The 20,835-nt window shown below is 62.2% G+C and carries 24 protein-coding genes; 13 read left to right on the forward strand and 11 right to left on the reverse strand.

The genetic code is table 11. From position 1 onward, the window contains the following. A partial coding sequence (locus ACZ6YA_RS05220; RefSeq protein ID WP_465896445.1) for a type VI secretion system tube protein Hcp occupies positions 1 to 158 on the reverse strand: 158 nt, incomplete at its 3' end. Positions 159 to 583: 425 nt separating this feature from the next. On the opposite strand from ACZ6YA_RS05220, the gene hemA reads away from it, so the two are divergent. The 6 genes from hemA (at position 584) to ACZ6YA_RS05250 (ending at position 5,933) form a co-directional block, all read left to right on the forward strand. Further along, complete coding sequence (gene hemA, locus ACZ6YA_RS05225; RefSeq protein WP_465895935.1) at positions 584 to 1,861, forward strand: glutamyl-tRNA reductase; 1,278 nt, start codon at positions 584 to 586, stop codon at positions 1,859 to 1,861. Then, positions 1,858 to 2,940 carry a peptide chain release factor 1 gene (gene prfA, locus ACZ6YA_RS05230; protein WP_465895936.1) on the forward strand — a complete coding sequence of 361 codons (1,083 nt, stop codon included), beginning with the start codon at positions 1,858 to 1,860 and terminating at the stop codon, positions 2,938 to 2,940. The genes hemA and prfA overlap by 4 nt, the downstream gene beginning before the upstream one ends. Beyond that, positions 2,940 to 3,770, forward strand: coding sequence for a peptide chain release factor N(5)-glutamine methyltransferase (prmC, locus tag ACZ6YA_RS05235; RefSeq protein WP_465895937.1), 831 nt, complete (start codon positions 2,940 to 2,942; stop codon positions 3,768 to 3,770). Before prfA ends, prmC begins: the two co-directional genes overlap by 1 nt. Then, positions 3,764 to 4,519, forward strand: coding sequence for a molybdopterin-synthase adenylyltransferase MoeB (locus ACZ6YA_RS05240; protein ID WP_401073148.1), 756 nt, complete (start codon positions 3,764 to 3,766; stop codon positions 4,517 to 4,519). The genes prmC and ACZ6YA_RS05240 overlap by 7 nt, the downstream gene beginning before the upstream one ends. Continuing rightward, positions 4,512 to 5,309, forward strand: coding sequence for a glutamate racemase (gene murI / locus ACZ6YA_RS05245; RefSeq protein ID WP_465895938.1), 798 nt, complete (start codon positions 4,512 to 4,514; stop codon positions 5,307 to 5,309). The genes ACZ6YA_RS05240 and murI overlap by 8 nt, the downstream gene beginning before the upstream one ends. 105 nt (positions 5,310 to 5,414) lie before the next feature. Next, positions 5,415 to 5,933, forward strand: coding sequence for an acyloxyacyl hydrolase (locus ACZ6YA_RS05250; protein WP_465895939.1), 519 nt, complete (start codon positions 5,415 to 5,417; stop codon positions 5,931 to 5,933). Positions 5,934 to 5,995: 62 nt separating this feature from the next. Here the strand turns inward: ACZ6YA_RS05250 and ACZ6YA_RS05255 are convergent, their stop codons facing one another. The 5 genes from ACZ6YA_RS05255 to ACZ6YA_RS05275 form a co-directional block, all read right to left on the reverse strand. After that, positions 5,996 to 6,694: an SDR family oxidoreductase gene (locus ACZ6YA_RS05255; RefSeq protein WP_465895940.1), complete on the reverse strand. Its 699-nt coding sequence runs from the start codon at positions 6,692 to 6,694 to the stop codon at positions 5,996 to 5,998. Then, on the reverse strand, positions 6,691 to 8,133 hold the full coding sequence (phrB, locus tag ACZ6YA_RS05260) for a deoxyribodipyrimidine photo-lyase (RefSeq protein WP_465895942.1): 1,443 nt from the start codon (positions 8,131 to 8,133) through the stop codon (positions 6,691 to 6,693). Before phrB ends, ACZ6YA_RS05255 begins: the two co-directional genes overlap by 4 nt. Next, positions 8,124 to 9,023 (reverse strand): MerR family transcriptional regulator, encoded by a 900-nt coding sequence (locus tag ACZ6YA_RS05265; RefSeq protein WP_465895943.1) that lies wholly within the window; start codon positions 9,021 to 9,023, stop codon positions 8,124 to 8,126. Before ACZ6YA_RS05265 ends, phrB begins: the two co-directional genes overlap by 10 nt. Then, on the reverse strand, positions 9,013 to 9,981 hold the full coding sequence (locus tag ACZ6YA_RS05270; RefSeq protein WP_465895944.1) for a YbgA family protein: 969 nt from the start codon (positions 9,979 to 9,981) through the stop codon (positions 9,013 to 9,015). Before ACZ6YA_RS05270 ends, ACZ6YA_RS05265 begins: the two co-directional genes overlap by 11 nt. A 106-nt stretch (positions 9,982 to 10,087) precedes the next feature. Further along, the gene (locus ACZ6YA_RS05275) at positions 10,088 to 11,074 is read right to left on the reverse strand and encodes an NAD(P)/FAD-dependent oxidoreductase (protein ID WP_465895945.1); all 987 of its coding nucleotides are present in this window, start codon (positions 11,072 to 11,074) and stop codon (positions 10,088 to 10,090) included. 188 nt (positions 11,075 to 11,262) lie between these two features. Here ACZ6YA_RS05275 and ACZ6YA_RS05280 point away from each other — a divergent pair, with 188 nt between their 5' ends. After that, positions 11,263 to 12,168 carry a TIGR01777 family oxidoreductase gene (locus ACZ6YA_RS05280; RefSeq protein ID WP_465895946.1) on the forward strand — a complete coding sequence of 302 codons (906 nt, stop codon included), beginning with the start codon at positions 11,263 to 11,265 and terminating at the stop codon, positions 12,166 to 12,168. A 13-nt stretch (positions 12,169 to 12,181) separates the two neighbouring features. Beyond that, positions 12,182 to 13,195 carry a ferrochelatase gene (gene hemH, locus ACZ6YA_RS05285; protein ID WP_465895947.1) on the forward strand — a complete coding sequence of 338 codons (1,014 nt, stop codon included), beginning with the start codon at positions 12,182 to 12,184 and terminating at the stop codon, positions 13,193 to 13,195. A 123-nt stretch (positions 13,196 to 13,318) separates the two neighbouring features. Here the strand turns inward: hemH and ACZ6YA_RS05290 are convergent, their stop codons facing one another. After that, positions 13,319 to 14,593, reverse strand: a complete 1,275-nt coding sequence (locus ACZ6YA_RS05290) for a uracil-xanthine permease family protein (RefSeq protein WP_465895948.1) — start codon at positions 14,591 to 14,593, stop codon at positions 13,319 to 13,321. Positions 14,594 to 14,595: 2 nt separating this feature from the next. Continuing rightward, positions 14,596 to 15,234: a uracil phosphoribosyltransferase gene (gene upp, locus ACZ6YA_RS05295; RefSeq protein ID WP_027594461.1), complete on the reverse strand. Its 639-nt coding sequence runs from the start codon at positions 15,232 to 15,234 to the stop codon at positions 14,596 to 14,598. A gap of 159 nt (positions 15,235 to 15,393) precedes the next feature. On the opposite strand from upp, the gene ACZ6YA_RS05300 reads away from it, so the two are divergent. The 4 genes from ACZ6YA_RS05300 (at position 15,394) to ACZ6YA_RS05315 (ending at position 17,310) form a co-directional block, all read left to right on the forward strand. Continuing rightward, positions 15,394 to 15,951 carry a hypoxanthine-guanine phosphoribosyltransferase gene (locus ACZ6YA_RS05300; protein ID WP_465895949.1) on the forward strand — a complete coding sequence of 186 codons (558 nt, stop codon included), beginning with the start codon at positions 15,394 to 15,396 and terminating at the stop codon, positions 15,949 to 15,951. Positions 15,952 to 15,953: 2 nt separating this feature from the next. After that, entirely contained in the window at positions 15,954 to 16,427 is a 474-nt protein-coding gene (locus ACZ6YA_RS05305) for a WbuC family cupin fold metalloprotein (protein WP_465895951.1), read from the forward strand. 53 nt (positions 16,428 to 16,480) lie between these two features. Continuing rightward, the gene (locus ACZ6YA_RS05310; RefSeq protein WP_465895953.1) at positions 16,481 to 16,951 is read left to right on the forward strand and encodes a hypothetical protein; all 471 of its coding nucleotides are present in this window, start codon (positions 16,481 to 16,483) and stop codon (positions 16,949 to 16,951) included. A gap of 68 nt (positions 16,952 to 17,019) precedes the next feature. Then, entirely contained in the window at positions 17,020 to 17,310 is a 291-nt protein-coding gene (locus ACZ6YA_RS05315; RefSeq protein WP_465895955.1) for a PA4642 family protein, read from the forward strand. Positions 17,311 to 17,364: 54 nt separating this feature from the next. On the opposite strand, the gene mqo is transcribed toward ACZ6YA_RS05315, so the two are convergent. Further along, positions 17,365 to 18,870 (reverse strand): malate dehydrogenase (quinone), encoded by a 1,506-nt coding sequence (gene mqo, locus ACZ6YA_RS05320; RefSeq protein WP_465895959.1) that lies wholly within the window; start codon positions 18,868 to 18,870, stop codon positions 17,365 to 17,367. Positions 18,871 to 19,471: 601 nt separating this feature from the next. Next, entirely contained in the window at positions 19,472 to 19,705 is a 234-nt protein-coding gene (locus tag ACZ6YA_RS05325; RefSeq protein ID WP_465895962.1) for a hypothetical protein, read from the reverse strand. A gap of 145 nt (positions 19,706 to 19,850) precedes the next feature. Here ACZ6YA_RS05325 and ACZ6YA_RS05330 point away from each other — a divergent pair, with 145 nt between their 5' ends. Then, the gene (locus ACZ6YA_RS05330; protein WP_465895964.1) at positions 19,851 to 20,435 is read left to right on the forward strand and encodes a YajG family lipoprotein; all 585 of its coding nucleotides are present in this window, start codon (positions 19,851 to 19,853) and stop codon (positions 20,433 to 20,435) included. A 68-nt stretch (positions 20,436 to 20,503) separates the two neighbouring features. On the opposite strand, the gene ACZ6YA_RS05335 is transcribed toward ACZ6YA_RS05330, so the two are convergent. Next, positions 20,504 to 20,710, reverse strand: coding sequence for a hypothetical protein (locus ACZ6YA_RS05335; RefSeq protein WP_465895969.1), 207 nt, complete (start codon positions 20,708 to 20,710; stop codon positions 20,504 to 20,506). Positions 20,711 to 20,835 lie beyond the last annotated feature (125 nt).

Genomic DNA, 20,835 nt, shown 5'->3' on the forward strand with positions numbered 1-20,835 from the left:
GTGCGACCGGAGGTGGCACCACCTGCTGAGCTGGCGGTGGCGGAGGTACTTTGGCTGACGCCGAAGTTGTAACCGGTGACTTCAATCCATTTTTTGTATGCTTCATCCAAGGCTTCGCCGGGGATGTCGTCGATTTTTATATAGGCGTCAAAGGACATGCTTACCGCTCCTTGGCAGTTGCTTAATAGAGAGTATAAGTTGACGGGGAATCAATCCCGGTCAGTGAAGCCAAGGCTAGGGAGTGAATGGGGATGGAGCAATAGCAAAAAGGAAGTTCGGGTGTAATTCAGAAATGGACTACAGATAGAGGAAGCTTTTCTGGTTCGGATGTTTCAAGATGTTGTTTCAGTGGAGGTCGCTGTGGGAGCGGCTTCAGCCGCGAATACCGGCGAAGCCGGTACCAGCCACCGCGTCGCCTGCTTCGCGGCTGAAGCCGCTCCCACAGGGAGGGCGGCGCTCGGTCGCAAGGGCGCCGCCAAGCCCGCGCCGAACCCTGCCTATCACGACAATAGCGAACGGTGGTTGTTCTAAAACCTGCGAAAGAGGACAATTATCGGCTTCCCGTCACAACCAGCGACCTTGCATGGCCTTTCTTGCACTTGGTATCAACCATAAGACTGCCTCGGTAGACGTACGCGAGCGCGTGGCGTTTACCCCAGAGCAGCTGGTCGACGCCCTGCAGCAGCTCTGCCGACTGACCGCCAGCCGTGAGGCGGCGATCCTGTCGACCTGCAACCGCAGCGAGCTTTATATAGAGCAGGACCACCTGTCCGCCGACGCGGTGCTGCAATGGCTGGCCGATTATCACCGGCTGAGCCTCGACGAATTGCGCGCCAGTGCCTACGTCCACGAAGAGCACGACGCGGTCAGGCACATGATGCGGGTTGCATCGGGGCTGGATTCGCTGGTGTTGGGTGAGCCGCAGATCCTTGGCCAGATGAAATCAGCCTATGCCGTCGCGCGTGAAGCCGGCACCGTCGGCCCGCTGCTCGGGCGCCTGTTCCAGGCCACCTTCAGTGCCGCCAAGCAAGTGCGTACCGACACCGCGATCGGCGAAAACCCGGTGTCGGTGGCGTTCGCCGCCGTCAGCCTGGCGCGGCAGATCTTCAGCGACCTGGGGCGCAGCCAGGCGCTGTTGATCGGCGCCGGTGAAACCATCACCCTGGTTGCTCGCCACCTGCATGAGCAAGGCGTGCGCCGCATCGTCGTGGCCAACCGCACCCTGGAGCGGGCCAGCCTGCTGGCCGAACAGTTCGGCGCGCATGCCGTGCTGTTGGCCGACATTCCGCAGGAGCTGGCCAACAGCGACATCGTCATCAGCTCTACCGCCAGCCAGCTGCCGATCCTCGGCAAGGGCGCAGTGGAGAGCGCGCTGAAACTGCGCCGGCACAAGCCGATCTTCATGGTCGATATCGCCGTGCCGCGCGACATCGAGCCGGAAGTCGGTGAGCTCGACGACGTCTACCTGTACACCGTCGACGACCTGCACGAAGTGGTCGCGGAAAACCTCAAGAGCCGCCAGGGCGCGGCCCAGGCGGCCGAGGAGCTGGTCTCGGTGGGCGCCGAGGACTTCATGGTGCGCCTGCGCGAGCTGGCCGCTGTTGATGTATTGCGCGCCTATCGCCAGCAAAGCGAGCGCCTGCGCGACGAAGAATTGCAAAAGGCCCAGCGTCTGCTGGCCAACGGCGGCAACCCCGAAGATGTGCTGGCCCAATTGGCCCGGGGTCTGACCAACAAACTTCTGCATGCGCCAAGCGTGCAGCTGAAAAAGCTCTCGGCCGAGGGGCGCCTCGATGCGCTGGCCATGGCCCAGGAACTCTTTGCCCTCAACGAGGGCTCGACGGACAAATCCCTGCAATGAAAGCGTCGCTGCTGAACAAACTGGACACGCTCCAGGACCGTTTCGAGGAACTCACCGCGTTGCTGGGTGATGCCGAAGTCATTTCCGACCAGACTCGCTTTCGCGCCTATTCCCGTGAATACGCCGAAGTCGAGCCGGTGATCGCAGCCTATCAAGCATGGCGCAAAGTGCAGGGCGACCTCGAAGGCGCCCAGGCGCTGCTCAAGGACGCTGACCCTGATATGCGCGAAATGGCCGTGGACGAAGTGCGCGAAGCCAAGGAGCAGCTGTTGGGCCTGGAGTCGCAGCTGCAACGCATGCTGCTGCCCAAGGATCCCAACGACGGGCGCAACGTGTTCCTCGAAATCCGCGCCGGCACCGGTGGCGATGAAGCGGCGATCTTCTCCGGCGACTTGTTCCGCATGTATTCGCGATACGCCGAACGGCGTGGATGGCGTCTGGAGATTCTCTCCGAGAACGAAGGCGAGCACGGCGGCTATAAAGAGATCATCGCCCGCGTTGAAGGTGACAGCGTGTACGGCAAGCTCAAGTTCGAGTCTGGCGCGCACCGCGTGCAGCGCGTGCCGGAGACCGAGTCGCAGGGCCGCATCCATACTTCGGCATGCACCGTGGCGGTGTTGCCCGAACCCGATGAGCAGGCAGCGATCGAGATCAACTCGGCCGACCTGCGGGTGGACACCTACCGCGCCTCCGGTGCCGGTGGCCAGCACGTCAACAAGACCGACTCGGCAATCCGCATCACCCACTTGCCCACCGGTATCGTGGTCGAGTGCCAGGAGGAGCGCTCCCAGCACAAGAACCGCGCCCGCGCCATGTCCTGGCTGTCGGCCAAGCTCAACGACATGCAGACCAGTGCCGCGCAGAACGCCATCGCCAGCGAGCGCAAGCTGCTGGTGGGTTCGGGCGACCGCTCCGAGCGCATCCGCACCTATAACTATCCACAGGGGCGGGTCACCGATCACCGTATCAACCTGACCCTCTACTCCCTCGACGATATCCTCGCCGGTGGCGTCGACGCCGTGATCGAACCGCTGCTGGCCGAATACCAGGCCGACCAACTGGCGGCCCTGGGGGACTGATGACCATCATTGCCAGCCTGCTGCGCAACGCGCAGCTGCCAGATTCACCCAGCCAACGCCTGGACGCCGAACTGCTGCTGGCGGCGGCCATCGGCAAGTCGCGCAGCTACTTGCACACCTGGCCCGAGCGTATCGTCAGCAGCGAGCACGCCGAGACCTATGCCGGCTATCTGCAGCGCCGCCGTAGCGGCGAGCCGGTTGCCTATATCCTTGGCCAACAAGGCTTCTGGAAGATCGACCTGGAAGTGGCGCCGCACACGTTGATTCCGCGCCCGGACACCGAGCTGCTGGTCGAGACCGCGCTTGAGCTGCAACCGGCAACACCGGCCAGGGTCCTCGACCTGGGCACCGGCACGGGCGCCATCGCCCTGGCCCTGGCCAGCGATCGTCCGGGCTGGCAGGTCACTGCGGTGGATCGCATCGATGAAGCCGTGGCCCTGGCCGAGCGCAATCGCCAGCGCCTGGGCCTGGGCAACGTCAAGGTGCTCGCCAGCCATTGGTTCAGCAGCCTGGCCGGTGAGCGCTTCGATCTGATCCTTAGCAACCCGCCGTACATTGCCGCCGAAGACCCGCATCTGATTGAAGGTGATGTGCGCTTCGAACCCAGCAGCGCGCTGGTGGCCGGTGCCGATGGCCTGGATGACCTGCGGCTGATCGTCAGTCTGGCGCCGGAGCATTTGCTGGCGGGTGGCTGGCTATTGCTCGAACACGGTTATGACCAGGCACTCGCGGTGCGCGAGCTGCTTGCCGCGCACGGTTTCATCGAGGTGGCCAGCCGCAAGGACCTGGGCGGCCATGAGCGTATTTCCCTGGGGCGCTTGCCATGCTGACCGATCAGGAACTGTTGCGTTACAGCCGGCAGATTCTGCTGGCTCAGGTGGACATCGACGGCCAGTTGCGCCTCAAACAGAGCAAGGCGCTGATTATCGGCCTGGGTGGCCTGGGTTCGCCGGTGGCGTTGTACCTGGCGGCTGCCGGTGTGGGCGAGCTGCATTTGGCGGACTTCGACACTGTCGATTTGACTAACCTGCAACGCCAGGTCATCCATGACAGCAGCAGCGTCGGCATGAGCAAGGTGGACTCGGCGTTGCAGCGGCTTGAGGCCATCAACCCTGAGGTCACGCTGGTCGCCCATCGCCAGGCGCTGGACGAAGATTCGCTGGCTGCAGCCGTAGCGGCCGTCGACCTGGTGCTGGACTGCTCCGATAACTTTGGCACCCGTGAAGCGGTCAATGCCGCCTGCTTCGCCCACGGCAAGCCGCTGGTCAGCGGCGCTGCGATCCGTCTTGAAGGGCAGTTGTCGGTGTTCGACCCTCGGCGCGACAACAGCCCTTGCTACCATTGCCTGTACGGCCATGGCAGCGAAGCCGAATTGACCTGCAGCGAAGCCGGGGTGATTGGCCCGCTGGTGGGGCTGGTCGGTAGCCTGCAGGCGTTGGAGGCCATGAAGCTTCTGGCCGGTTTCGGTGAACCGTTGGTGGGACGCCTGCTGCTGATCGATGCCCTTGGCACGCGCCTGCGTGAGTTGCGGGTCAAGCGTGATCCGGCCTGCGCCGTGTGCGGCAAACGCGATGGCTGAGCGCTCGGCGCCAGTTGGCGTGATGGATTCGGGGGTCGGCGGTTTGTCGGTGCTCGCCGAAATCCAGCGCTTGTTGCCCGACGAGTCGCTGCTGTATGTCGCCGATTGCGGCCATGTGCCGTATGGCGAGAAAACGCCGGACTTTATTCGCCAGCGCTGTCGGCGCATTGCAGCGTTCTTCCAGGCAAAAGGCGCCAAGGCCATGGTCCTGGCGTGCAACACCGCAACGGTGGCGGCGGTTGCCGACCTGCGCGAGCTGTACCCCGACTGGCCGCTGGTCGGTATGGAACCGGCAGTCAAGCCCGCTGCCGCAGCCACTCGCTCCGGCGTGGTCGGCGTGCTGGCCACCACCGGCACCTTGCAGAGCGCCAAGTTCGCCGCCTTGCTGGACCGCTTCGCCAACGATGTGCGCGTGGTCACCCAGCCTTGCCCTGGGCTGGTCGAGCTGATCGAGAAAGGCGACCTTGGCAGTGCGCAATTGCGCCAGTTGTTGCTCGGCTATGTACAACCCCTGCTGGCCGCAGGCTGCGACACGCTGATCCTGGGCTGCACCCACTACCCCTTCCTGCGGCCGTTGCTCGCGGAAATGGTGCCTGCCGATGTGGCCATCATCGACACCGGCGCGGCCGTGGCGCGACAGCTGCAACGCTTGCTGGCCGCCCGCGACCTGCTGGCCGATGGACCGGCAGGGGATACCGCATTCTGGAGCAGTGCGGATCCGCAATCTTTGAGAAGTATCCTACCTGTGTTGTGGAAACAGTCGGGCGATGTGCACGGTTTTCAATTGTAAAAAAACCGTGAAAACAGCTGAACTATCGTCCCACTCCTGATTTCTATCGCTTTGCCTGGCTTGAGGCGAACACTAACAACAGCATAGGAAAGAAGGATGTTTCTCATGAGGAAACTGCTCGGCTTGGCGGCGGCTGCCGTCGTTACCCTGGGGCAATTCACGGCGGCGCAAGCTGCGGACGTTTCACTGTCAGTCGGCCAGACCGGTGACTCCACCATGGTCTATCGCTTGGGGCTGCAGTCGAACTGGGAAACAAGCTGGTGGCAGACCAGTGTCGGTCGAGTGACTGGCTACTGGGATGGTGCCTACACCTATTGGGACGGTGACGAGACGGCAAGCAACCATAGCCTGTCGTTTGCACCGGTTTTTGTTTATGAGTTCGCGGGGGAGTCGGTGAAACCGTATATCGAAGCCGGTATCGGTGTTGCTGCGTTCTCGCGAACAAAGCTTGAGAGCAACGAGCTGGGCTCAGCGTTCCAGTTCGAGGATCGCATCGGCTTTGGTCTGCGCTTTGCGGGCGGGCATGAGATTGGCGTGCGGGCCATTCACTATTCGAATGCGGGCATCAAGCAACCGAATGATGGTGTGGAAAGCTACAGCCTGCATTACCGCATGGCGCTGTGATTCATTCAGTACCGACCTCTTCGTGTATTTGCCCGCGTAGAGGTCGGTACTGTGTACAGGGCTCAGCGTGACAACGGCCACAAGCTGCCGATGTCCAACACTTCCAGCACCAGCTCCGGCTCGCGCAGCGTCAACCGTTGCAGCAGCTCGTCTGCGGCGCTCTCGGGTGTCCAGGCATCAGGCACAGCCTGCACAGGAGTCACGGGTGTCTTCAACGATTGCGGTGCCACCACCGTCAAGTCAATGCCCTTGCCCTGCAGCGCCTGGCGTTCCTCGCGCAACCACTGCGGCATGTTGTTCCAGCCCGCCGTCACTTGCGTTGGGGCATAAAGCTGCAATGCCGAATAGCGGTTGAAGATTGCCATTACCTGCGGTGAGTTGCCCTTGGCCAGAAGCGGCAGCCCTTTGGACAGGCAGTACTCGCCCGCCAACTGGTTGCTGCTGACGATCGCCTCGAACAGCTCGCTGTCTGCGACATCGTCAGCCAGATAGTCGCTGGTGCCTGCGTTGATGATCAAGCCGTCGAGCGAGCCCCAGGCATGGCAAACCTGCAAGCAAGCGCTGGTTGCCTGGTCTTCTTCGTTCAATTGCCAGGGCAGCAGCAACAGCCGGCTGCCATGACGCGCGGCCAATGCATTCAACACCTCACCGTACTTGGCACTTGCGGCAACCCGGTGCCCTTGTTCGAGCAACTGCTCCACCAGGGCCAAACCCAGTCCATTGCTGGCCCCTGTAACCCAGAAACTGCGCGAGTTATTCAAGATACTGCCCTCTGGTCCTGCCGGCGCGGGAGGCCCTTGAAGGCTTCAAGTGCGCGCTGGCGACTACTTCCGAGATCGACGATCGGACTGTGATAGGAATTATTAGCAAAAAGATCCGCTGACTTCACGGGCTGATGGATAGATTTATCATCCAGCCCCCGTAATTCCGGGAGCCAGTGACGGATGAAGTGACCCTGTGGGTCGAAGCGTTGCGACTGCGAAACCGGGTTGAAGATGCGGAAAAAGGGCACTGCGTCGGTCCCGGTGGACGCGCTCCACTGCCAGCCGCCGTTGTTTGCGGCCAGATCACCGTCTATCAGGTGGCGCATGAAATGCCGTTCGCCCTTGCGCCAGTCGATCAGCAGGTTCTTGCTGAGGAACATGGCGACGATCATGCGCAGGCGGTTGTGCATCCAGCCGGTGTGCAGCAGTTGGCGCATGGCTGCATCGATGATCGGGAAGCCGGTGCGGCCCTGTTCCCAGGCTTCGAGGTCTGCGGGGGCATCGCGCCAGGGCAGGGCCTCGGTCTGGGCGCGGAACGGGCGGTGGCGCGACACCTGAGGATAACCGGTCAGGATGTGCTTGTAGAATTCACGCCAGAGCAATTCGTTGATCCAGGTCTGAATGCCGCTGCTGCCACTGTCGAACTCGCCGCGGTTGCTCGCCAAGGCGGCATGCAGGCATTGGCGTGGCGAGATGACCCCAGCGGCCAGGTAAGCCGACAGTTGGCTGGTGCCGGGTTTAGCGGGGAGGTCGCGCAGGTGCTGGTAATCCTCGACGGTTTCGTCGAGAAAACGGGTGAGGCGCGCCTGAGCTTCCTCTTCTCCAGCCGGCCAATGCTCGCTGAGGACGCGCGCTGGCTTGTCGAAGCCTTCAATGTGTTGCGGGATCGGATCGCTTTGGATATCCAGTGGCGCTTGGCGTTTTACCTGTGGCGCTTGCGATGGCAGCCCGCGGTGCAGGTGTTCCAGGCAGACCTTCTTGAACTGGCTGAACACCTGGAAATAGTCACCACTGCGGGTGAGGATGGTACCGGGCCGGAACAGCAGTTGATCGAGGTAGCTGTGCGCCTGAATGCCGGAAGCTTCAAGCAGCGTACGCGTGGCCTGATCGCGGCTGTTTTCGTTGATGCCGTAGTCATCGTTCCAGTGCACGGCTTCGATGGGGTGTTGGCGGCACACCTTAAGCAGCGCAGGTCCGGCCTCGTCCCAGGTATCTATCTTGCGGATCAGTAGCGGGATGTTGAGTTGTTCCAGCGACTGGCGCAGGTCGCGCAGGTTGCGCAGCCAGAAATCGACCTTGCACGGGGCATCGTCGTGTGCCTGCCACTGGCCGGGGCTGCTCAGCCACAGGGCAATGGTCGGGCCGCGGGCGCAGGCGGCGCTCAGGGCAGTGTTGTCGTTGAGGCGCAGGTCGCTGCGCAGCCAGATCAGTTGCATCGGGGGGGGATCTCTACAGGCGGGCGGCCATTGCCCTGGAGTGCGCGCAATGCCGCCTGTGGGCTGTCGAACAGGAGAAGCTCAGGCAGGCCGAAGGCTTGCAGCTGTGCTCGATGGAGGGCGACCGTGGCACCGCCCAGCAGTTTCGCCCCGGGTATTCCCTCGAGCGTGCGCAGCAAGGCGCGGCTGTCGATGCGCGGGCCCAGGTGCAACAGCAGTGCGCGCGGCTGAAGTGCGGTGACGGCGCGTTGCAGTTCGACACCGCTGACCGGTTGCTCCAGTACTTCAACGGGGATCCCGTTGCTGCACAGCAGCCACGCGCACAGCCACAGGCTGGGGTCGAAAGCGTGCTCGCTGTCTTTAGCAATCAGTACGGCCGGTCCTTGCAGGAATTGATTGTCGTGATAGACCCGCGCCCCCAGCTTGCTGCGCAACCATGTATGGAAGAACACTTGCTCGAGCCGGGCATTGAAGTAGGTGCGCCATCGTTGTGCCAAGCTTTCCAGCAGCGGCAGCAACAGTTTTTCGCACAAGGTTATTGCCGGGTACAGCGCCATGGCCTGGTTGAGCTGCTGGTCGAGCGCGCGCTGCGACAGATTGGCGATAGCCTCTACCAGCTGTTGCTGGCGAGTTTGCCAGTCACCTTGTGGGACAACGGCAGGGGGCTTGTCGAGCAGCTCGCGCACCTGGCCGACCGACGCGCCACGTTCCAGCCAAGCCAATATCGCTTCGACCCGTTCGAACTGGTCAAGGGCGTACAGGCGATGGCCCTTGGCGGTGCGTTGCGGCTTGAGCAGGCCGTAGCGCCGCTCCCAGGCACGCAATGTCACTGGATTCACGCCGGTGCGTCGTGCAAGCTCACCAATGGGCAAAAGCGTATCAGACGGCATTGCGCAGCCCCAGGCTGTCGGGGTGCGGCTGCAGGTAGGCTTGTTGCAGCAGGTAGGGGTCGGGGTGTTTGCGCAGGTGGTGCTTGAGCAAGGTCAGTGGCACCACAAGCGGTACCACGCCTTGCTGGTACTGGTCGATGATGTGCTGCAGCTCAGCCTTGTCCTGAGGCGTCAGTGTGCCCTTGAAATAGCCACTGAGGTGCTGCAGCACGTTGCCATGGGTGCCACGGCTGGCACAGCGGCGCAAGGCCTGCATCAGCTGGCTGAAGTAGCGTGGTCCGATTTCCCCCGGGTCGTCATCCCGGCTCATGCTGCCGAGCAGGCGGCCGAGCTGGCGATAAGCCTGAGGGTTGTTGGCCATCAGCAGGTATTTGTAGCGTGAGTGGAAGCGTATGAGCGCACCACGGCTCAGGCCCTCGGCACGCATATTTTGCCAGTCGGCGTAGGCGTAGACGCGGCTGATGAAGTTCTCGCGCAGTACTGGGTCGTGCAGCCGGCCCTCTTCTTCCACCGGCAGGTCCGGGCGACGCGCGCAAAATGCAGCGGCATAGGCGCCCGTACCGCCCTCGGGCGCAGAGTGACCGTTGTCCTGGTACACCTTGACCCGTTCCAGCCCGCATGAGGGGGATTTCTGCATGAAGATGTAGCCGCAGATGCCGTCGAGTTCAGCGGCCATCTGTTCGCCGTAACGGGTCAGCGGGCCGGTCAGGTCGATGTCGGGATTGCGTGTGCCGACCACGGCAGGATGCTGTGGGTCACCCACCAGGCGGATTGGATCCCGCGGTACGCCCAGGCCTATGGCGACCTCGGGGCAGACCGGCAGCCAGTCGAAATGGGCTTCCAGTTGCTGTCGGCACAGATCGGATGCCTTGTGCCCGCCGTTGTAGCGCACACTGTGGCCGGTCAGGCAGGCGCTGATGGCGATGCAGGGCTTGTTGTGGGCGGATTGATCGGGCATGGCTGCCTCCGAATACTTGTACATTGACGCGAGCGTGTACAAGGTTATTCCAGCACAGCCACAAAGTTATGCAAACTAGTATTTTTGTATAGCGTCGCCTTCGACGTTATTCGAGATGTTCCAGCAGCCGCCGCGCTGCCTCTTGACCACTGAGCCAGGCACCTTCGACGCGCCCCGACAGGCACCAGTCGCCGCAGGCATACAGGCCTTGGTCAGCATCGGCCAGGGCGCCCCATTCATGGTGGCCGGCGGGGCGTGCATACAGCCAGCGGTGGGCCACTGCGAAAGAGGGGGCGGGCACCACGCAGCCAACCAGTTCGGCGAATTCGCCCCACAATTGCTCGATCACGTCTTCCTTGGCCAGGTCGATGTGATGCTTGCTCCAGCTCGATGTGGCATGCAGTACCCAGGTGTCGAGATGTTCGTCTCGGCCAGGCTTGCTGCGGTTGCGTGCCAGCCAGTCGAGCGGGTTGTCCTGCACAAAGCAGCCCTGCATGGGTGTATCCAGCGCGGTCTCGAAACCAAGGGCGACGGCCCAGGTGGGTTCCATGACCACGCCTGCAGCCACGGCGGCGAGTTTAGGGGTGGCAGCAAGCAGCGGCGTGGCCTGCGGCGCCGGCACGGCGATCACCACGCGGCTGAAGGGGCCATGGCTGCAGCCCTCGGTGTCTTGAAGGTGCCAGAATTGCTTGCCTCGGAACACCTCGGCGATGCGGCAGCCGAAGTTCACCGTGACGTCCTTGAGCAGGCCGCGGGTAATGGCACTCATGCGTGGCACGCCGACCCAGCGAGTCTGCTCGTCAGGGGAGGGCGTCAGTTCGCCATCTCGGTAGTTGTACAGTTGTGGCTTCCACTGTTCGACCCAGCCGGCGGATACCCACTGCTGGACCTGCTCGACAAACCGCCGGTCGCGGGCTGTGAAGTATTGTGCGCCAAGGTCGAGCGCACCGGCGTCGCTGCGCTTGCTGGCCATGCGCCCGCCACTGCCGTGACCTTTGTCGAACAAGTGAACGGCCTGCCCGGCCTTCTGCAGGGCCTGGGCGGCGGAAAGGCCGGCTATACCGGCACCGATGATGGCAATAGGTACTGTCATGATGGCCTCTTCGAACCTTGCTATTAAGCAGACTACGCTGTCAGGCAAACCTGTACAATGCACAATGTTTGTATAAGGTTATTCCGCACCTTAAGGCAGGTTGGCCTATGTTTATCCGAGAGCGTTTGGTTAAAAAAGTGCCTTGTTGTTAAAAATAGACCATCGCTGCACTCTGCGAGGACACAGCCATGCATATATTGCTGACGGGCGGCACCGGTTTGATCGGCCAGCATCTTTGCCAGTACTGGCTTGGCCAGGGTCATCGCCTGACTGTATGGAGTCGGCGCCCCGATCAGGTGGCGCGTTTTTGCGGCAGCGGGGTGCGGGGTATCGCGCAGTTGGATGACCTGGCGCCGGAGGAACCGGTGGATGCGGTGATCAACCTGGCTGGCGCGCCAATCGCTGACCGGCCTTGGACCGCTGGCCGGCGCCAACTGCTATGGGCCAGCCGTATTACCCTCACCGAGCAGTTGCTGACCTGGCTGGGCAGTCGCGATCAGCGCCCCGAGGTGCTGGTATCCGGGTCTGCCGTGGGCTGGTATGGCGATGGTGGTGAGCGTGAACTGACAGAAGCTTCGCAGCCGGTGCGCGAGGATTTCGCCAGCCAGTTGTGCATTGCCTGGGAAGAAACCGCGCTGCGTGCACAGGCGTTGGGCTTGCGTGTGGTGCTGGTGCGTACCGGGCTGGTTCTGGCCAGCGATGGCGGCTTCCTGTCGCGCCTGCGCCTGCCCTTCAAACTTGGCCTGGGTGGTCCGCTGGGCAATGGTCGGCAATGGATGCCCTGGGTCCATATAGACGACCAGGTCGCCCTGATTGATTTTCTCTTGCAGCACAAGGATGCCAGCGGTCCTTATAATGCCTGCGCGCCGGAACCTGTGCGCAACCGCGAGTTCGCCAAGCGCCTGGGCCGGGCACTGCATCGGCCGGCACTGCTGCCGGTGCCGGGGCTGTTGCTGAAGGCCGGCCTTGGCGAGTTGTCGACACTGCTGTTGGGTGGCCAGCGGGCACGCCCAGTGCGTTTGCTGGCAGCGGGTTTCACCTTCCGCTTCAACGATCTGCAATCGGCCCTGGACAACTTGTCCAGGCGCCTCTGACATAGGACGCTGCATGACCGATCACGCGCTGCTGCTGGTCAACCTGGGTTCCCCGGCCTCCACCTCGGTGGCCGATGTGCGCCGCTACCTTAACCAATTCCTGATGGACCCTTACGTGATCGACCTGCCGTGGCCGGTGCGGCGTTTGCTGGTGTCGCTGATCCTGGTCAAGCGCCCGGAGCAGTCGGCGCATGCCTACGCCTCGATCTGGTGGGACGAAGGTTCACCCCTGGTGGTGCTGACGCGGCGCCTGCAGGCGGCGATGGTCGAGCAATGGCCGCATGGCCCGGTGGAGATTGCCATGCGCTATGGCCAGCCGGCATTGCCCGACGTGCTGGCGCGCCTGGCTGCCCAGGGCGTGCGCAAGGTCACGCTGGCGCCGCTCTATCCGCAGTTCGCCGACAGCACGGTGACCACGGTGGTGGAGCAGGCTAGACACACGGTGGCCGAGCGCGGTTTGCCGCTGGAATTGCGCGTACTGCAGCCATTCTACGATCAACCTGACTACATCGATGCCCTGGTTGCCAGCGCCCGGCCGCATCTGCAGCAGGATTACGACCACCTGTTGCTGAGCTTCCACGGCCTGCCGGAGCGGCACCTGAAGAAGCTCGACCCTACCGGCAAGCATGATTTCGGGGCGGCGGACTGCTGCAAGGACGCCAGCGCTGAAATGCGTGCGGTGTGCTACCGCGGGCAGTGCCTGGCTACGGCAAAGGCCTTTGCGGCGAAGATGGGTATCTCGGACGGCAAGTGGTCGGTGTCGTTCCAGTCGCGTTTGGGGCGGGCCAAGTGGATCGAGCCTTACACCGAAACGCGTCTGGATGAGCTGGGCAAGGCGGGAGTGAAGAAGCTGCTGGTGATGTGCCCGGCGTTCGTCGCCGATTGTATCGAGACGCTGGAAGAGATCGGCGATCGCGGCAAGGAGCAGTTCATCGAGGCGGGGGGCGAGGAGTTGGTGCTGGTGCCTTGCCTGAATGATCACCCGGAGTGGGTGAGGGTGTTGGCGGGGATGTGCGAGAGAGCCTGAGTTTGAGGTTGTTTATACCGGCCTCTTCGCGGGGCAAGCCCGCTCCCACAGATCTGGTGGCAGTCCACCACTCTGAGGGAGCGGGCTTGCCCCGCGAAGAGGCCGGTGCAGGCTAAAGCCGGATCAAGGCAGTTGATCATCCAGCTTCTTGTGCTTCCAGCCATCATTACCGGGCAGGATCAGGTTCAGGGCGATGGCGACGATGGCGCACAGGGCGATGCCCTTCAGGCCCCAATCGTCCGGGCCGTCACCGCTGCCGATCAGCACGCCGCCGATACCGAACACCAAGGTTACCGAAACGATCACCAGGTTGCGCGCCTCGCTGAGGTCGATCTTGTGGCGGATCATGGTGTTCATGCCCACCGCCGCGATCGAGCCGAACAGCAGGCAGAGGATGCCGCCCATCACCGGCACCGGGATGCTCTGCAACAGCGCGCCGAACTTGCCGATGAAGGCCAGGGTGATGGCGAAGATCGCCGCCCAGGTCATGATCTTCGGGTTGTAGTTCTTGGTCAGCATCACCGCGCCAGTCACTTCGGCGTAGGTGGTGTTGGGCGGGCCGCCGAACAGGCCGGCTGCGGTAGTGGCCAGGCCGTCACCCAGCAGGGTGCGGTGCAGGCCAGGTTTTTTCAGGTAATCGCGACCGGTCACGCTGCCGACTGCGATCACCCCGCCGATGTGCTCGATCGCCGGTGCCAGGGCAACCGGGACGATGAACAGGATCGCTTGCCAGTTGAATGCTGGCGCTGTGAAGTTGGGGATCTCCAGCCACGGGGCGGCGGCAATCTTGGCGGTATCGACCACCCCAAAAGCGAACGCCAGGGCAAAACCCACCAGCACGCCGGAAATGATCGGCACCAGGCGGAAGATGCCTTTGCCAAACACCGCGACGATCAGGGTGGTGAGCAGCGCCGGCATGGAAATCAGCATCGCCGTCTTGTACGGCATCAACGCGGCGCCGTCACCACCTTTGCCCATTGCCATGTTGGCAGCGATGGGCGCCATGGCCAGGCCGATGGAGATGATAACCGGGCCGATCACCACCGGTGGCAGCATGCGGTCGATGAAACCGGTGCCCTTGATCTTCACCATCAGGCCCATGAAGGTGTACACGAAGCCTGCGGCCATTACGCCGCCCATGGTCTCGGCCAAGCCGAACTGGCCCTTGGCGAGGATGATCGGGGTGATGAAGGCAAAGCTCGACGCCAGGAATACCGGGACCTGACGGCCGGTAACCAGCTGGAACAGCAAGGTGCCGATGCCGGCGGTGAACAGCGCCACGTTCGGATCGAGGCCGGTGATCAGCGGCATCAGCACCAGCGCGCCGAATGCCACGAAGAGCATCTGCGCGCCCGAAACGACCTGGCGCCAGAGCGGGTCGTTGAAGCCGTCCTGCATGGTCAGGCGTCCTTCTGCTTGGTGCCGAAGATCTTGTCGCCGGCATCACCCAGGCCCGGCACGATGTAGCCGTGCTCGTTGAGGCGCTGGTCGATCGAGGCGGTGTAGATCTGTACGTCCGGGTGGGCTTTTTCCACCACGTTGATGCCTTCAGGCGCGGCAACCAGCACCATTGCGCGGATTTCCTTGCAGCCGGCCTTTTTCAGCAAGTCGATGGTCGCGACCATCGAGGCCCCGGTCGCCAGCATCGGGTCGATGATCAGGGCCAGGCGCTGGTTGATGTCCGGCGCGAGCTTTTCCAGGTAGGTGTGGGCTTCGAGGGTTTCCTCGTTGCGCGCGACGCCCACTGCGCTGACCTTGGCGCCCGGGATCAGGCTGAGCACGCCGTCGAGCATGCCGATACCGGCGCGCAGGATCGGCACCACGGTGATCTTCTTGCCGGCGATTTTTTCAACTTGCACCTTGCCACACCAGCCATCGATCTCGTAGGTTTCGAGTGGCAGGTCCTGGGTGGCTTCATAGGTCAACAGCGCGCCGACTTCCTGGGCGAGTTCGCGAAAATTCTTGGTGCTGATGTCAGCACGGCGCATGAGGCCGAGCTTGTGGCGGATCAGCGGGTGGCGGATCTCACGAGTGGGCATAGGGGGCTCCGAAAGGCGGGCAAAAAAACCGCGCTAGATTAATCTATTCAGCCTTTGCTGTCGTGCAGTCCTTTTGCACGTTAGTCCATAAATGCTTGATCTGTGACGAGCGGATGCGTACCTTTGCCCGCTTTTCCAAAATCCCCCCCGGAGAGCGCCATGTCCGCTGATCTCGAGCACATCCGTCAAGTCATGCGCGAGGCAGACTGCCTGTACAACGAAGCCGAAGTCGAAGCGGCCATTGCCAACGTCGGCAAGCAAATCTGTCAGGATCTGCACGACAAGAACCCGGTGGTGTTCTGCGTGATGAACGGCGGCTTGATCTTCGCTGGCAAACTGCTGACCCATTTGCAGTTCCCGCTGGAGGCTTCGTACCTGCACGCCACCCGCTACCGCAACCAGACCAGTGGCGGCGAATTGTTCTGGAAGGCCAAGCCGGAAGTGTCGTTCATCGACCGCGACGTGCTGATCGTCGACGACATTCTCGACGAGGGCCACACCCTCAGTGCCATCATCGAGTTCTGCAAGCATGCCGGTGCCCGCTCGGTGCATACCGCCGTGCTGATCGACAAGGACCACGACCGCAAGGCCAGCCCGGACCTCAAGGCCAGCTACGTCGGCCTGCCCTGCATCGATCGCTATATCTTCGGTTATGGCATGGACTATAAAGGGTACTGGCGCAACGCGAACGGCATCTTCGCCGTCAAAGGACTTTGATCATGAGCCAGCCTGCGTACATCGACCAGTCGCTGTTCGCTGAGCTGGCGCAAAAAGCCGCTGAAAGCCCGCGTGGGCGGCACCATCACAGCTTTCACGATGCTCAGGAACCGTTTCATCGCCTGGCAGTCGGGCTGCAGCCGTCCACTTACATTGCCCCGCATCGCCACCTCCGCGATGACAAGGCGGAAACCCTGCTGGCCCTGAAAGGGCGGTTGGGCCTGCTGGTGTTCGATGAGCGTGGCGTGGTGATCGACAAGCGTGTCCTGCAGGCCGGTGGCGATTGCATCGGCGTGGACGTGCCGCCACGGGTCTATCATTCGCTGGTGGTGCTTGAAGCCGACAGTGTCCTGTTCGACTGCAAGGCAGGGCCCTATACGCCGCTGGTCGAGGGTGAACATGCCCATTGGGCGCCGCGTGAGGGCGAAGCGGGTGTCGCCGAGTACCATGCCTGGATGCTCGCGCAGTTCGCTTGATAGCCGCCGCAGTTCGGCGTGCTAGAGTGCTCCTTCATGCCAAGGAGCCTCACATGCGTGCGATTTTCCCCCTGCTGCTGGCAGTCAGCCTGCCGCTCGCTGCAGCACCGCTGCACAGCCAATTTCTCCCGCCCGATGAGCAAACCCTGCGGCAGGAAGCGCCGACTGCTCAGCAACTGCTGCAGGTCACCGATTATTCGGTGGTGGTGGCGGCCCAGCGTCAGTCAGACCAGCAACCCATCCCGATTACCCGTGCCCTGCAGGTACGCCTCAAAGGCAAGCCGCTGAGCAAGGGCGCGACCATCGCCCAGGTGCTGCTTACCTTTGATGGCGAAGCGGGCAAGAGCCTGAAAAAACCGCTGTATGACGACAAGTCCCGTACCCTGAGCCTGAATTACCCGGTCAGCGATTACCGCGTGGTGATGGACCTGCTGCGCAACGAGACGGTCTATGTGCAGTTTCTGACCTACGCCAACGGCCATATCTGGGCCGACCTGCACACCGGCACCGTACGTACGCGTTGAGGCGCGCCGCCTGTGAGGGGTAAACTGCCGGCCTTCGAAATTCCGTGATGGTCCAGTTGGAGCCGGCAATGCGTAAAGACAAGAAGCAGGTGATTGGTGACGAAATCAGTGACGACTACATCAAGTCGTTCCTCCAGTTCGAGCCGGCCGATGGTGTAACCTCACCGTCGCTGCACAAGCTGGTCAAGGCTTACCGTGGCCTGCGTGTGGACGACTTCGAGCGCTTTGTCGGCTTCTTCGTCGAGGCAGGCTTTGACCTCGATGGCAAGGACGAGCATGGCAAGACCTTCGTCGAGCAAATCGCCGACCAGCGCACGGCCCCGGAGTACATCGAGATCATCGATAACGCTCGCGGCTGACGTTCAGCAGGCACAAAAAAACGCCCCGAGGGGCGTTTTTTCGTTTCAGCCAGATCAGGCGTAATGCTTGGCCGGGCTGTCTTCCACCAGTTCCAGCGCCACATCGTTGTCGGCACTGATCTTGTGGTACAGGGCCGCATCAGTGGCCAGGGTCTTCTCGCGGGCCGGGAAGATTTCCTTGAGCTTGGCGGCCCAGGCACCCTTGGCTTGTTCAGGGAAGCAGCGCTCGATCAGCTCGAGCATGATCGACACGGTCACCGAAGCGCCTGGAGAGGCGCCCAGAAGCGCAGCCAGGCTGCCGTCCTGAGCAGACACCAGCTCGGTGCCAAACTGCAGGATGCCGCCTTTTTTCGGGTCTTTCTTGATGATCTGCACGCGCTGGCCTGCCACTTCCAGGCGCCAATCTTCGGCTTTGGCCTCTGGGTAGAAGCGGCGCAGTGCTTCGAGGCGCTGTTCCATCGACTGCATCACTTCGCTGACCAGGTACTTGGTCAGGTCCATGTTGTCGCGGGCCACGGCCAGCATCGGGCCGATGTTGCCCATGCGCACCGACAGCGGCAGGTCCATCAACGAGCCATGCTTGAGGAACTTGGTGGTGAAGCCGGCGTACGGGCCGAACAGCAGCGAGGTCTTGCCGTCCACCACGCGCGTATCGAGGTGCGGTACCGACATCGGCGGCGCGCCGACGGCGGCCTGGCTGTACACCTTGGCCTGATGCTGCTTGACGATTTCCGGGTTGTCGCAACGCAGCCACTGGCCGCTCACCGGGAACCCGCCGAAGCCTTTGCTCTCCGGGATGCCCGACACCTGCAGCAGCGGCAGGGCCGCGCCGCCGGCGCCGAGGAAGACGAAGCGGGCGTCGACTTCACGGCTGCCGCCGCTGTTGACGTCCTTGATGCTGACGGTCCAGCCAGTGCCGTTACGGCGCAGGCCGACGACCTTCTTGCTGTACTTGACCTGCGCGTCCGGCGAATCGCCCAACAGCTTGAGCAGCTTGTTGGTCAAGGCACCGAAGTTGACGTCGGTGCCTTTGCTCACACGCGTGGCGGCGATCTGCTGATCGGCTGGGCGGCCGGGCATCATCAGCGGCATCCAGTCGTTCATCACGGCTTTGTCTTCGGTGTATTCCATCTCGGCGAAGGCGTGGTGCTGCTTGAGCAGCTCGAAACGCTTCTTGAGGAAGGACACACCCTTTTCACCTTCGACGTAGCTCAGGTGCGGGACAGGGTTGATGAAAGCACGGGCCGAGCCGAAATTGCCTTTCTTGCTCAGATAAGCCCAGAACTGGCGCGAAACCTCGAACTGGGTGTTGATGTGCACGGCCTTCTTGATGTCGATGCTGCCATCGGCGGCCTGGGGCGTGTAGTTGAGCTCGCACAGGCCAGCGTGGCCGGTACCTGCGTTGTTCCAGGGGTTGGAGCTTTCCGCGGCCCCGGAGTCCATCGCCTCGACGACCTCCAGTTTGAGGGTCGGGTCGAGCTCCTTGAGCAGTACGGCCAGGGTGGCACTCATGATGCCCGCGCCTACCAGTACTACATCAACCGATTCGTTCTGCGCCATTTAACGCGTCTCCACAATCTACAGCTACCTAATTGACAGCATAGGACCCTGGGGTGCCAGGATCGCCATGTCCGACTCTTCGCAGTTCTTGCCACTTCCGCGGACACCGCCAATCAGTCTTCGGGTTGCGATATTGAACCCTGATTGCCATGGGTGCGGCAATTCGACTTATGGTCAAGGTGTCGTGCGTGCGCTATGGAACGACCTCAGATGCTCATGGAAACTGAGCGCTTTAGCCGCCTGTTCAGGGCTGTTCGGGACACATCTGCCGCTTTTGCACATGCCAGACTGTTCATTTGCTCGCCACACTCTTGTGAAGTAGTGAAAACCGTTTTTTCACGCTCTTTTGGAGACGTGAACCTCAAAAGGGGACTGCGCGATGGCAACCCGCAGGTTCATGCAGTGCGAAGGGCCGGAAAAGCAGGCACGACAGCCGATGCAAGACCTGAGTGGAAGGCTCTCTGTGGGCGAAGCGGTGAAGGTGCCGGGGTCAAACGGCAAATGCGGGGCCCGATCAGGAGACGTCCTTATAATCGGGGGGAGATTATAGCGATGTCGCGGACAGAAAGGTCGTTATTCGTGCTTTTTATTGCAGCGTTTGTCAGGCTGGCAGGGTGCGTCGCTGCCAATGGCGGTTTGCATGGGTGCAAACCCGGGCGCTGGTGGGGAGCGGGCGGCCCAGCCAGCCGAGCTGAATTTCTTCGACCTGCACCCAGCCGCTGCCGGCGGGGGGCTGGCTGCATTGCTTGAAGGCCAGGCAGTTGCCGTCGCTGTCGAGGCGGGCATAGGCATTGTGGCGCGGGCGTTGGAAAAGCAGGGTCCAGAGCGAGGCCATGGCGGTGAGTCCTGTGCGTTAGGGCTTGGCGCAAGGATAACGGTGCGGCCATGAAACGATTGTGACAGCAGGGTGAGGCCGATGACTGGTGCATGCCTGGCTAGGTATACTGCTGGCCTTTGCCGCCTTTTCTGGAGAAACGCGCATGTTGCAACGTTTGTTGTTCGGTTTGCTTGCCGTGGCCAGCCTCAGCCTGGTCGGTTGTGCCCACAGCCCGCAACAACTCAGCCCGCAACCCAAGCTCAACGCCCAACTCGCCCCGGTCGGCCATGGCCAGCCGGTGGTGGTCAAGGTCGTCGACGGCCGGGCTTCGCAGTCGCTGGGCACTCGTGGTGGCATGTACCCCGAGACCAGTACCATCAGCGTCAGTGGCAACGATGTCGTGCCCAAGGTGCAGGCCCAGGCGGAAGCCGCCGTGCGACTGCTGGGCTTCACCCCGACTCCTAATGCCTACAACGCTCCGCAGTTGACCGTGACCTTGGCCGAGCTGAAATACCAATCGCCCAAGGACAACATGTATGTAACTGAAGCCACCATCGGCGCCACGTTCCGTGCTGATGTGTCGAACGCCAACCGCCGTTACAGCGGCCGCTACGGTGCTTCGCTGGACCAGCGATTCGGCATGGCACCGAACCAGGAAACCAACACCAAGCTGGTGAGCGATGTGTTGAGCGATGCCCTGACCCGCTTGTTCAAGGATCCGACCATCGGGCAGGTACTGGGCGAATAAATTTTTCGCCTGGCCAAAAGGAAACCCGCTGCCCAGATAACAGGCAGCGGGTTTTTTTTGGCTCGGTTTCAGGCCGCTTCGATGTGAAAATCCAGCAAGCTGACGCCCGTCAGCAGATCCACCTCCGGCAAATGCTCATGCATGTGCCCGCCCAGCGCACAATAGACCAGCCACTGGCGGTCCTGAACGTTGATGGCGAAACCATCGATCAACGCCTGCTGCTCATCGTTCTGGACAATGAGATAGAGGCGGTCCTGGTTTTCGGCGTGCAACATGAACAAGCTCCGTTCTGAGAAAGGCCGACAGGGTGGCCTGTTCTGATGACGCGCTTATGACAGATGAAATTTAGTGACACTTTGTCGCCAAGTCCGAGCGCCAGGGGCGGTCTTCGGTAGAATGC

The sequence above is a fragment of the Pseudomonas sp. NPDC090752 genome (genome assembly GCF_055584805.1).